The organism is Pseudomonas sp. BNK-44-b, from assembly GCF_047456245.1.
Taxonomy (GTDB): domain Bacteria; phylum Pseudomonadota; class Gammaproteobacteria; order Pseudomonadales; family Pseudomonadaceae; genus Aquipseudomonas; species Aquipseudomonas machongensis.
Genome location: NZ_CP179908.1, coordinates 2,240,126 through 2,252,162, shown reverse-complemented (window position 1 = coordinate 2,252,162; position 12,037 = coordinate 2,240,126). Strand labels below are relative to the sequence as shown.

At 63.6% G+C, this 12,037-nt stretch carries 10 protein-coding genes and 1 pseudogene; 8 read left to right on the top strand and 3 right to left on the bottom strand.

All coding sequences use genetic code 11. The annotated features are described in order from the left end of the window. Positions 1–3: 3 nt before the first annotated feature. Entirely contained in the window at positions 4–1,323 is a 1,320-nt protein-coding gene (locus ACMGGG_RS10210) for a Na+/H+ antiporter family protein (protein WP_197889634.1), read from the bottom strand. Between the two features lie 243 nt (positions 1,324–1,566). Here ACMGGG_RS10210 and ACMGGG_RS10205 point away from each other — a divergent pair. The 4 genes and pseudogenes from ACMGGG_RS10205 to ACMGGG_RS10190 all read left to right on the top strand — a co-directional run. After that, positions 1,567–2,862 (top strand): annotated as a pseudogene (locus ACMGGG_RS10205) (HAMP domain-containing protein); the annotation flags it as partial. 102 nt (positions 2,863–2,964) lie between these two features. Next, the gene (locus tag ACMGGG_RS10200; RefSeq protein ID WP_371105596.1) at positions 2,965–3,720 is read left to right on the top strand and encodes a methyl-accepting chemotaxis protein; all 756 of its coding nucleotides are present in this window, start codon (positions 2,965–2,967) and stop codon (positions 3,718–3,720) included. Between the two features lie 122 nt (positions 3,721–3,842). Then, a complete protein-coding gene (locus tag ACMGGG_RS10195; RefSeq protein ID WP_414155406.1) occupies positions 3,843–4,868 on the top strand; it encodes an ABC transporter substrate-binding protein in 1,026 nt (341 codons plus the stop codon). 150 nt (positions 4,869–5,018) lie between these two features. Continuing rightward, positions 5,019–6,104 carry a TerC family protein gene (locus ACMGGG_RS10190; RefSeq protein WP_414155405.1) on the top strand — a complete coding sequence of 362 codons (1,086 nt, stop codon included), beginning with the start codon at positions 5,019–5,021 and terminating at the stop codon, positions 6,102–6,104. A 23-nt stretch (positions 6,105–6,127) separates the two neighbouring features. Here ACMGGG_RS10190 and ACMGGG_RS10185 read toward each other — a convergent pair whose 3' ends face one another. Beyond that, positions 6,128–7,357, bottom strand: a complete 1,230-nt coding sequence (locus tag ACMGGG_RS10185) for an acyl-CoA dehydrogenase (protein WP_414155404.1) — start codon at positions 7,355–7,357, stop codon at positions 6,128–6,130. 142 nt (positions 7,358–7,499) lie between these two features. Between ACMGGG_RS10185 and ACMGGG_RS10180 the strand changes: the two genes are divergently transcribed. The 4 genes from ACMGGG_RS10180 (at position 7,500) to ACMGGG_RS10165 (ending at position 11,627) form a co-directional block, all read left to right on the top strand. Continuing rightward, the gene (locus tag ACMGGG_RS10180) at positions 7,500–8,438 is read left to right on the top strand and encodes a LysR family transcriptional regulator (protein WP_054891282.1); all 939 of its coding nucleotides are present in this window, start codon (positions 7,500–7,502) and stop codon (positions 8,436–8,438) included. 93 nt (positions 8,439–8,531) lie between these two features. Further along, entirely contained in the window at positions 8,532–9,575 is a 1,044-nt protein-coding gene (locus ACMGGG_RS10175; RefSeq protein ID WP_414155403.1) for a hypothetical protein, read from the top strand. Positions 9,576–9,734: 159 nt separating this feature from the next. After that, complete coding sequence (locus ACMGGG_RS10170) at positions 9,735–10,889, top strand: cysteine desulfurase family protein (protein WP_414155402.1); 1,155 nt, start codon at positions 9,735–9,737, stop codon at positions 10,887–10,889. Positions 10,890–10,994: 105 nt separating this feature from the next. Then, positions 10,995–11,627: a LysE family translocator gene (locus ACMGGG_RS10165; RefSeq protein ID WP_054891279.1), complete on the top strand. Its 633-nt coding sequence runs from the start codon at positions 10,995–10,997 to the stop codon at positions 11,625–11,627. Positions 11,628–11,633: 6 nt separating this feature from the next. Here the strand turns inward: ACMGGG_RS10165 and ACMGGG_RS10160 are convergent, their stop codons facing one another. Then, positions 11,634–12,011 (bottom strand): response regulator, encoded by a 378-nt coding sequence (locus tag ACMGGG_RS10160; protein ID WP_054891278.1) that lies wholly within the window; start codon positions 12,009–12,011, stop codon positions 11,634–11,636. Positions 12,012–12,037 lie beyond the last annotated feature (26 nt).

Below are 12,037 nucleotides of genomic sequence, written 5' to 3'. Positions count from 1 at the left end.
GGCCTAAAGCACCATCGCCGCTACCCAGCCAAACGCCAGCAGCGGCAGGTTGTAATGAATGAAGGTCGGCACCACCGTGTCCCAGATATGGTGATGCTGGCCATCGACGTTCAGGCCCGAGGTCGGCCCCAAGGTCGAGTCCGAGGCAGGCGAGCCAGCGTCGCCCAAGGCACCGGCCGTGCCGACGATGCACACCGTGGCCAGCGGGTCGAAGCCCAACTGCACACACAGCGGCACGAAGATCGCGGCAAGAATCGGCACGGTGGAGAAGGACGAGCCGATGCCCATGGTCACCAGCAACCCCACCAGCAGCATCAGCAAGGCACCGATACCCTTGCTGTGGTCGATCCACTGCGCCGAGGTCTCGACCAGGCTCTTCACCTCGCCGGTGGCCTTCATCACTTCGGCAAAGCCCGAGGCCGCGATCATGATGAAGCCGATCATGGCCATCATCTTCATGCCCTCGGTGAACAGATCGTCGGTCTCGCGCCAGCGCACGATGCCCGACAGCGAGAAGATCAGGAAACCGACCATCGCACCGATGATCATCGAATCCAGCCACAACTGGATGATGAACGCCGCAGCGATGGCTGCGCCGGCCACCAGCAACGTCAGTGGGTTGTACTGCACACTGACCTGCTCGACCTCTTCGATGCGCGCCAGGTCGTAGTCACGCTTGCGCCGGTAGCTGATGAACACCGCCACCAGCAGGCCAACGAGCATGCCCGCCGCCGGGATGGCCATGGCGTGGGTGACGTTGACGCCGCTGATGTCCACGCCCGCGCGGCTGACGTTGGCCAGCAGGATCTGGTTGAGGAAGATATTGCCAAAACCCACGGGCAGGAAGATGTACGGAGTAATCAGGCCGAAGGTGATCACGCAGGCGATCAGGCGCCGGTCGATGCGCAGGCGTGTCAGCACGTACAAGAGCGGCGGCACCAACAGTGGGATGAAGGCGATGTGAATCGGCAGAACGTTCTGCGACGACACCGCTACCACCAGCATCAGGCCGATCAACAGCCATTTGAGCTTACCGCCCTGTGCTTGCCCCTGGCGGTCGATCATCGCCAGGGCGCGGTCAGCCAGGGCATGGGCCAGGCCTGACTTGGCGATGGCCACGGCGAAGGCGCCGAGCAACGCGTACGACAACGCCACCGTCGCGCCACCGCCCAGGCCGCCATTGAAGGCCGCGAGCGTGCCCTCGATCCCCAGGCCACCGACCAGGCCCCCGGTCAGGGCGCCAACGATCAGGGCGATGACCACATGCACGCGGGACAGGCTCAGTACCAGCATGATACCGACCGCGGCGATCACTGCATTCATGGTGTGCAATACCTCATTACGACAGACAAAAAGCGGGCGCTCCGGCGACAAGCTGCGCTGGGCAGCGGCCGGACCAGGGGTGTTGTTATGGAGGGCGCACACTCTGAAGCACTGGGGGGAGGATGTCAAAACTGCCGAGGGATGGCGTTTGTATAGACGCTTTTATCTTTATTGAACGTTCATATAAAGAAAAACCCTATTGCGCCGAAACAGTCGTCAGCCCCAGCTCTACTATTACAAGGGATGTACACCATGCCGTTGCGTCAACTTTCCATCCAATGGAAGATCACCCTGCTCGCCGGGCTGTGCCTGGCCAGCATCGTCACATTGCTCGTCGGCCTCTCGTTGTATCGCATGGACCACAGCTCGGATCTGGTCAAAGCCAGCAGCTCGCAGATGCTCACCGAATCCGCCCAGGCCCGCATCGAATCTCAAGGCGAGGTCCAGGCGCTGAGCATTCGCCGTCAGTTCATGGACGCCTACCAGTACGGTGCTGGCTTCGCACGCCAGGTTCTGTTCCTGCGCGAACAGGCCGAAAAGCGCTTCATCGACGCCCACGACCTGCGCCAGGACATGACCGCCCAAGTCCGCGCCGCCCTGCAGGCCAACCCCGACCTGCTCGGTCTTTCGCTGGTATTCGAAGCCAACGCCCTAGACGGCAAGGACAAACTGTTCAGCGGCCTCGCCGAGCTTGGCAGCAACGAAACCGGGCGCTTCGCCCTGTACTGGTCGCAGCCGCGCGCGGGCCAGCTGACCGCCATGGCGTTGCCCGAGCGTGATATGGCCAACACCCAGATCGGCCCCAGCGGCGAGGCAGCCAATACCTGGTGGACCTGCCCGCGCAGCACCGGCAAGGTCTGCGTGATCGAGCCCTACTTCTATGAAATCGCTGGCCAGCAAGTGCTGATGACCAGCATCGTCTTCCCGCTGATGGTGGACGGCAAGGTGATCGGTACCTTGTCCATCGACACCAACCTGAACAGCTTGCAGGCCCTGAGCGAAGACGCCAGCCGCAGCCTCTACGAAGGTCGCACTAAGGTCGGCATCCTCAGCCCCGCGGGCCTGCTGGCCGGCTACAGCCCGGACGCCGGCAAGCTGGCCGAGCGCTTCGACCAGGTCGATACCCGCCAGGGCGCCGAGCTGGTGCGCAAGCTGACCGCCGGCAAGCTGCAGGTGCTCCACGACCAGCAACGCCTGAAGGTACTGGCCGCGTTCGCACCGATTCCCGGCGGCAAGCCTTGGGGTGTGCTGCTCGACGTACCGGAAAGCGCCCTGACCGGCCCTGCCGACGCGCTCAAGCGCGAACTCGACGTGCTCAACACCAGCGGCACCCTGCTCGAGCTGGGCCTGGGCCTGGCTGCGGCGATCGCCGGCCTGCTGGCGGTGTGGCTGATGGCGCGCGGGGTGACCCGGCCGATCCTCGGTGTAGCAGCGATGCTCAAGGATATCGCCAGCGGCGAAGGTGATCTGACCCGTCGCCTGAACTACGACAAGCGCGACGAACTGGGTGAGCTGGCCGGCTGGTTCAACCGCTTCCTCGACAAACTGCAACCCACCATCGCTGAGGTCAAACGCTCGGTGCAGGCAGCACGCGGCACGGCCGACCAGTCTGCTGCCATCGCCAGCGAAACCAGTGCGGGCATGGAGCAGCAGTACCGCCAGGTCGACCAGGTCGCGACAGCCTCCCACGAAATGAGCGCCACCGCCCAGGACGTCGCCCGCAGCGCGGCCCAGGCAGCGCAAGCCGCGCGCGATGCCGACCAGGCCACCCGCGAAGGCCTGGCCGTGATCGATCGGACCACTGACAGCATCGATGCGCTGGCCGCCGACATGAGCAGCGCCATGGCCCAGGTCGAGGGGCTGGCGCAAAACAGCGAGAAGATTGGTTCGGTGCTGGAGGTGATTCGCTCCATCGCCGAGCAGACCAACCTGTTGGCTCTCAATGCGGCCATCGAGGCCGCGCGCGCCGGGGAAGCCGGGCGTGGTTTCGCAGTGGTCGCCGACGAAGTCCGCAACCTCGCGCGGCGTACCCAGGAGTCGGTGGAAGAGACCCGCCAGGTGATCGAGTCGCTGCAGGCCGGCACCCGTGAAGTGGTTGGCGCCATGGACAGCAGTCATCGCCAGGCCCAGGGCGGCGTGGAGCAGGTCGGCCAAGCAGTCACCGCGCTGCAGCGCATCGGCCAGGCGGTCACCGTGATCAGCGACATGAATCTGCAGATCGCCTCGGCCGCCGAGGAACAGAGCGCGGTGGCCGAAGAGATCAACAGTAACGTGGCCACCATCCGCGACGTGACCGAATCGCTGTCAGGTCAGGCCAATGAGTCGGCGCGGGTCAGCCAGTCGCTGAACAGCCTGGCCAACCAGCAGCAGGGGCTGATGGACCAGTTCCGGGTCTGAACACGCCTGCGCGGTGCCAGCCTGGCATCGCGCAGGGATCGGCGCCAGCCGCCGAACCAAGCCACTGCCCTCGTCGTCTACACTTTGCCCGACCCCACGAATTGGCAATCGACGAGGCCATCATGAAGAAAATTCCAACCTTGCTGGCCGGCCTGATGCTTGCGCTGGGCCTGGCCAGTACCGACAGCGCCGCACGCGCCGAGTCAGCCAAACCCATCCAGTTCGGCGCCATTGGCTGGGAAAGCGGCGCCCTGACCACCGAAATCCTGCGCCTGATCGTCGAGAACGGTTACGGCTACCCCACCGATACCCTCCCCGGCAGCACCGTCAGCATGGAAGTCGCGCTGGCGAAAAACGACCTGCAAGTGATCGCCGAGGAATGGGCCGGACGCAGCCCGGCCTGGGTCGAGGCCGAGAAAAAGGGCGAGGTGTTCGCCTTGGGCGACACCGTGAAGAACGCAGTCGAAGGCTGGTATGTGCCGGCATACGTAATCGAAGGCGACCCGGCGCGCAACCTGAAGCCGCTGGCGCCAGAACTCAAGAGCGTCGCCGACCTCAAGCGCTATGCGCAGGTATTCAAAGACCCCGAGGCGCCGACCAAGGGTCGCTTCCTCAACAGCCCAAGCGGCTGGACTTCAGAGATCGTCAACAGCCAGAAGCTCAAGGCCTACGGGCTCGATGGGCTCTACAGCAATTTCCGCACCGGCTCAGGCGCCGCCCTCGACGCTGAGGTCAGCTCGGCTGTTCGCCGTGGCCAACCGGTGCTGTTCTATTACTGGAGCCCGACGCCACTGATGGGCCGCTTCGATTTCGTGCGCCTGGAAGAGCCCCCTTATAACGCCCAGGCCTGGGCCACCTTGACCGACCCGGCCAACCCCGCCCCACGTGGCAGCAGTTCGCTGCCCGCCAAACTGTCGATTGGTGTGTCGAAGGCCTTCAAGACCCAATACCCGGACCTGGTGGCCTTGTTCGAAAAGGTCGACTTGCCGATCGACACCCTCAACCAGGCCCTGGCCATCATGAGCGAGAAACGCCAGGACCCGCGGGAGGCGGCCAAGGTATTCCTGCGCGAACATCCGCAGGTCTGGAAAGCCTGGATGCCGCCCGCAGTGGCGCAGAAAGTCGGCGACGCGCTCGGGAAACCGTAATCAGGCAAAGAAATGTAACACCCCTCCCCCTTGGCTCCGGCACTCCATGGACTAGGCTTACACCCATGTGATGCCGGGCCCCTCTGACGGTTTGCGCCGCCATGTCGGAATCACTGTTGCCATGCAACGTCGACAATCAAGGAGGGGCTCATGACAGCTCTGCAGACATTCCTTACAACACCCCTGCTCGGCACCAGCACCTGGCTGTGGCTGGTATTCGTCACCATCGTCATCGCCCTGCTGGTCCTCGACCTGGGCGTGCTGCACCGCCAGGAACGCGAAATCGAAATGCGCGAAAGCCTGCTGCTGTACTCGGGCTATTTCAGCGTGGGCGTACTGTTCGGGGTATGGGTGTGGTACGAGCTTGGCGCCCAGTCGGCACTGGAGTTCTACACGGGCTTCCTGGTCGAGCAGTCGCTGTCGATGGACAACGTGTTCGTCATGGCGATGATCTTCAGCTTCTTCGCCATCCCTCGCCGTTACCAGCACCGCGTGCTGTTCTGGGGCATCCTCGGCGTGGTAGTCCTGCGTGCGATCATGATTGGCGTGGGCGCCGCGCTGGTACAGAACTTCGCCTGGGTGCTCTACCTGTTCGGTGCTTTCCTGCTGTTCACCGGGGTGAAGATGGCGCTTTCCAAAGAAGACAGCCATCCGGACCTGGCCAACAACCCGGTGCTGCGCTTCGTGCGCAGGCACATGCGGGTCACTGACCAGATCCACGGCAAGCACTTCTTCGTCCGTCTCACACCACCCGGCCAGAGCAAGGCGTTACGTTACGCCACCCCACTGTTCCTCGCCCTGGTGCTGATCGAGCTGGCCGACCTGGTATTTGCCGTCGACAGCGTGCCGGCGATCTTCGCCATCACCCAGGACCCGTTCATCGTCTACACCTCGAACATCTTCGCCATCCTCGGCCTGCGCTCGCTGTACTTCGCCCTGTCAGCCTTGATGCACCGCTTCGTCTACCTCAAGTACGCCCTGGCGTTGGTGCTGATCTTCATCGGTTGCAAGATCTTCTACCACGGGTTGGTGGGCAAGGTGCCGGCGCTGCTGTCGCTGGGCGTGACATTCGGGTTGCTGCTGGGCGGCGTGGTGCTGTCGCTGTTCAAGACCCGAGGCAGCGAAGGGCAAGAACCTGCCTTGGCCCAGGACAGCCCGAGCAAGGCCGAAGCTACCGCTGGCGACGCTGCGCCGAGGTCATCCACGGCCTCTACCACGAATCACACAGGTCCTTGACCGCAAGCACCTGCCCAGCGGGCTTACTGCCCGCCGCGCAGCATCTCCTTGGGCACATACTTGCCGATCTCGTACTTGCCGATCGCCGCCCGATGCACTTCGTCGGGCCCGTCGGCCAGGCGCAGGGTGCGCTGCATGGCATACATGTAGGCCAGCGGGAAGTCGCCGCTGACACCGGCACCACCATGAATCTGGATAGCGCGGTCGATCACCTTGAGCGCGACGTTCGGCGCCACCACCTTGATCTGGGCAATCTCGCTACGCGCCACCTTGTTGCCGGCGGTGTCCATCATGTACGCCGCCTTGAGGGTCAGCAGGCGCGCCATATCGATTTCCATCCGCGAGTCAGCGATCTTGTCGACGTTGCCGCCCAGCCGCGCCAGCGGCCGACCGAACGCGGTGCGGCTTACCGCACGCTTGCACATCAGCTCCAGGGCACGTTCGGCCATGCCGATCGAACGCATGCAATGGTGGATACGTCCCGGCCCCAGGCGCCCCTGGGCAATCTCGAAACCACGCCCTTCGCCCAGGATGACGTTCCCGTAAGGCACGCGCACGTTATCGAACAGCACCTCGGCATGACCATGGGGCGCATCGTCGTAGCCGAACACCGGCAGCGGGCGAACGATCTTCACCCCGGGCGCATCGGTAGGCACCAGCACCATCGAATGCTGCTGGTGGCGCGGGCCATCGGGGTTGGACAGCCCCATGAAGATCATCACCTTGCAGCGCGGGTCGCAGGCGCCGGAGGTCCACCACTTGCGTCCGTTGATTACCCACTCGTCACCATCACGCACGGCGGTGGCAGCCATGTTGGTGGCATCGGAGGAAGCCACATCAGGTTCGGTCATGGCAAAGGCCGAGCGGATCTCGCCACGCAGCAGCGGTTCGAGCCACTGCTGCTTCTGCGCCTCGCTGCCATAACGCACCAGCACTTCCATGTTGCCGGTATCCGGCGCCGAGCAGTTGAACGGCTCTGGCCCCAGCAGCGAGCGCCCCATGATCTCGGCCAGCGGTGCGTACTCCAGGTTGGTCAGCCCCGCGCCGTACTCGGACTCAGGCAGAAACAGGTTCCACAGCCCTTCAGTCCGGGCCTTGGCCTTGAGCTCTTCCATGATCGCGGTGGGCTGCCAGCGGTCACCCTCGGCAACCTGGCGCTCGAACACCGCTTCGGCGGGATAGACATAGGCGTCCATGAACGCAGTGACGCGCTCGCGCAGAGCCTGGACCTTGGGCGTATAGGCGAAATCCATCTGGGCTACCTTTGCGGAATGAAGAACATGCAGCAGAGCCTAGAGCAGTGCAGGTCAATCCACCTAGTCTATTTTCGGCGTGTATTAACATTCATAACCGATATATGATCGGCGAATAACATCAACAACACGTGGCGCCCTTATGAACCTCAGCAAGGTCGATCTCAACCTGTTCATCGTCTTCGACGCCATCTACACCGAAGCCAACCTGACCCGTGCCGGGCAGATCGTCGGCATCACTCAGCCTGCCGTATCCAATGCCCTGTCACGCCTGCGCGAAACCTTCAACGACCCGCTGTTCGTGCGCACCGCCCAAGGCATGGTGCCGACACCGATGGCACAGAACATCATCGGCCCGGTGCGTAATGCCCTGGCCCTGCTGCGTACCTCGGTGCAGGAAAGCCGAATCTTCAATCCGCAGCAGGCCAGCAAGACCTTCCGCATCAGCATGACCGACCTCACCGAAGCGGTGGTCCTGCCGCTGCTGTTCCAGCGTTTGCGCCGCCTGGCGCCGGGCGTGGTGATCGAGAGCTTCCTGTGCAAGCGGCGCGAGACCACCAAGGAGCTGGCCGCAGGTCGCCTGGACTTCGCCGTCGATGCCCCGCTGAACACCGATCCACAGGTGCGCCACGTCAAGCTGATGCAGGACCGCTATGTCTGTGCCCTGCGCCAAGGCCACCCCTTGGGCGAGGCCAAGCTGACCCTCGACAGCTACCTGGGCATGACCCATATCCATATTTCCAGCCGTCGCAACGGCCTGGGCTACGTCGATCTGGCACTGGGCAAGATGGGCGTGCAGCGCAAGATCGCGCTGCGCTCTCAGCACTACCTGATGGCCTCGCAGGTGCTGCAGCAGACCGACATGGTGATGACCGTCCCTGAGCGTTTCGCACGCCGCCATCAGTTGCGCTACCTGACGCTGCCGGTAGAAGTCCCGCCACTGGAAACGCACCTGTACTGGCATGAAAGCACTGACCAGGACCCGGCCAACCGCTGGATGCGCGAGCAGATCATCGAACTGTGCCAGCAGGTGGTGGCGCAGGATGAGCGAGAGATTGCCGCGCAGGCCGCTGCCGACTGAGCGAAGGCGGTGCATTCGATGATGGCACACTGGACGAACGGTGCCATCACCTCTAGCATCTGCGCCGCCCTCACCCAACGCTCAAGGACGATCATGCTCGCCACCGCAGCACGCTCCATCACTCTGGTTGCCGCTTGCGCACTGCTCGGCGCCTGCAGCTTCAACGGCACCTACCAGGACAGCAGCCGCACTGACGCGGCAAAACTGCGCTACGTCTCCAACACCTCCAACTCGACGCTGGATGTCTACCGGGGTCCCCGATGCGAGGGCAGCACCACCGGCCTGCTCAACAACTTCCTGGCCAGAGACACTCGCCGTCGCGCCGACATGCGCGTGCCGCCCGCCGCCGACACCCGTGGCTACCTGGAGATCCGCCTGGAGCCCGACCAACCACTCTATCTGTTTGTCAACACCTTGAGCACCGGTGGCGCGCCCTGCTCGATCGGGGTCACCTTCACCCCCGCCGCCGGTTCGGAGTACGAAGTGAGCGTCGACCGCAGCGACGGTTACTGCATGCTTCAACTCACCCGCCTGCAACGCATCGACGGCAAGGATGTACGCATCCCCTACCCGCTGAACGATGAGCCCCTGGCAAGCTGTAGCGGCACCTCGCCGCTGTTCCCGCTACCGCCCACTCCGCTGCCTGCCTCCGTGCAACGCAGCGCGATGATCGAAAGCCTCATCAATGACAGCCTGGCCTCGTCCGGCGCAGTGATCGACATACTGCAAGCCAGCAACCTGCAGCAACCTCCGGCCGATCAGCAGATCGCCGAACGTCGCAAGGCCTTGGGCAATGCCACGCTGCCCGATGCCTACTGGGACCAGTACCGCGCCAATCTGCAGCATTTCGAGCAAGCCCTTGGCCAGGTCAAGCCCCTCGCCCAGGCCAGATTCCGCGACAATAACCGAAAGTACCTCAACAGCGTGCAGGACCAGCAGTTGCAGATCTGGGCGGGTCTGGAGTTGGGTAACCGCTACAATAGCCGCGAGGTTCGCATGCGCGACATGAGCCGTTACTACGCGCGGGTTTACCGCCAGATCACCGCTGAAGCGAAGCTCGAACACCTGCGGGCCATGGCGCAGCTTGACCGGCAATACGGGGTTTGCGAACGCTTCGAAGGGTGCTGGAGGCTTTGATGCAACGGTCAGCCAGAATAGTTTTCTTCTGGCTGACCTAAAGGAGAAAAATATTTCTACTGAACACTGAGAAAGTCGAAAACAAGAAAAACTTCTTCCCTCGCGGCTCCCCTAGCATGCTCACATCATTCTTCAGCCTCTGCTCGCACGGACCCACCCATGCACAACTCGCCGCTGTACCTCGACTACGCCGCCACCACCCCAGTCGATGACCGGGTCATCGAAACCATGCTGGCCTGCATGGGCCGCCAGGCGCATTTCGGCAATCCTGCGTCCAGCGGTCACGCCTTCGGCCAGGCCGCCCGCGAGTTGGTGGAACAGGCCCGTCGCCAGGTCGCCGAACAGGTCGGCGCGGCGCCCGAATCGCTGGTATGGACGTCCGGTGCCACCGAGTCGAACAACCTCGCCCTCAAGGGCATCGCCCAGGGCGCCGGCCAGCCCGGTCACTTGATCACCAGCCAGTTGGAACACAAGGCCGTGCTCGACACGGCCGCCGAACTGGAGCGCCAGGGCTGGGCGGTCACAAGGCTGGCGCCGGATGCACAGGGGCTGATACAGCCCGCAGCCGTCCAGGCCGCCCTGCGTGCCGACACCCGCCTGGTATCGCTGATGGCGGTCAACAACGAGCTGGGCACCACCACCGACTTCGGCCGGATCGGCGAATGCGTACGCGCACATGGCGCACTGCTGCATGTGGATGCCGCCCAGGCCGTGGGCAAGGTCAGCATCGATCTGGCGCGCCAAGCCGTCGACCTGATGTCGTTTTCCGCCCACAAGGCTTATGGCCCCAAGGGCATTGGCGCACTGTACGTCGGCAGCCGCGCGCGCCCCTGCCTGCAGGCGCAGATGCATGGTGGCGGCCATGAAGGCGGGCTACGCTCCGGAACGCTGCCGGGGCATCAGATCGTCGGCATGGGAAGTGCCTTCGCGTTGGCCGGCGCCCTGGCCGCAAGCGAGCACGAGCGGATCAAGGCACTGTCGCAACGCCTGCGTGACGGCCTGCTGGCCTTGCCGGGTGTGAGCCTCAACGGTTGTGCCGAACAACGTATCCCGCACACCTTGAACCTGTGCATCGAGGCCAAGGGCTTCAGCAGTGCGGCATTGGCGAGCGAACTGGCCATTTCCACGACCTCGGCGTGCAACTCGGCCAGTAACGCTGCATCCCACGTGCTGCTGGCCCTGGGGCTGAGCGAGCAGCAGGCACGCAGCAGCGTACGCATCAGCCTGGGGCGCTACAGCACCGAGGCTGATGTGGACAAAGCGCTCGAGGTGTTCGGGCGGGTCATTGCAGCGGGCGCCGTGGCGCTCTGGTAGCGACGCCTTCTGTCAGGTACGGACAGTGAAGAAAAACCCACTGCCATGGCATCCGGCGCCGATTACTGGCATCTTGGCGCTTTCCCCTGCGAAGGACCGCGTTCCATGGCACTGCATCTCTGGCTGACGTTTTCCCTGGCCTACCTGATCACCTCGCTCACCCCGGGCCCCAACGTCCTGCTGACCGTACGCAACGCCCTGCGTTACGGCCCGTCCGGCATGGGCATGACGCTGCTGGGCAACCTCAGTGCGCAGTTGCTGCTGATCAGCGGTGTGGCGATGGGCGTCGGTGCGTTGTTGATCTCGCTGCCGGCGGCATTTCTGGCGTTGAAGCTGGTGGGTGCGGGGTATCTGATCTATCTGGGCCTGCGTCAGTTGCTGTCACGGGACAAGCCCAAGCTGCCCGCAGGCGAGATCCCCCCGGTAGCGCCGCGCGCGAAATGGCGGATCGGTGTCGAAGCCTTCCTGGTGTCGGCGAGCAACCCCAAGACCTTGGTGTTCTTCTGCGCCTTCCTGCCACAATTCCTTGAACCTGGCCGGCCAATCTTCGGCCAGTTCGCAGCAATGTTCATCAGTATCGCGGCCATCGTCGGGCTGGTGCATTCGTTCTACTGCTTCACCGCCTACCGCTTCGGCCAGCGCCTGAAGGCCTCGCGCCTGGCAGCCTGGTTCAAACGCGCCACCGGTGCGCTGTTCATCGGGCTGGGTGTGCGATTGCTCAGCACCAAGGCGGTGTAAGGCGCGTTATCTGAGCAATGCCTGGATCTGTTCATGCAGGGTGTCGAGGTCGAACGGTTTGGCCAGGATCGGCGCCTTGCGCGCGATCGGGCTGCCAGACTCGAGGATCTCCGCGGGATAGCCGCTGATGAAGATCACCTTGAGGTCCGGGCGCAGCTTGACCGCAGGCTCGGCGATATCAACCCCGGAAATCCCGCCTGGCAGGCGAAAGTCCGTGACCATCAGGTCCAGGTGCGGCTTGCTCGCCAGAATCGCGAACGCCTGCTCACCATTCTCGGCCACCAGCACGTGATAGCCCTCGCCCGCCAGGTAGTCGCGCAGGATCATCCGGATGACCGGTTCGTCCTCGACCACCAGCACCACATCTTGTGCATCTTCGCTCATGACAACGCCTTGAATTTCAAATAGTT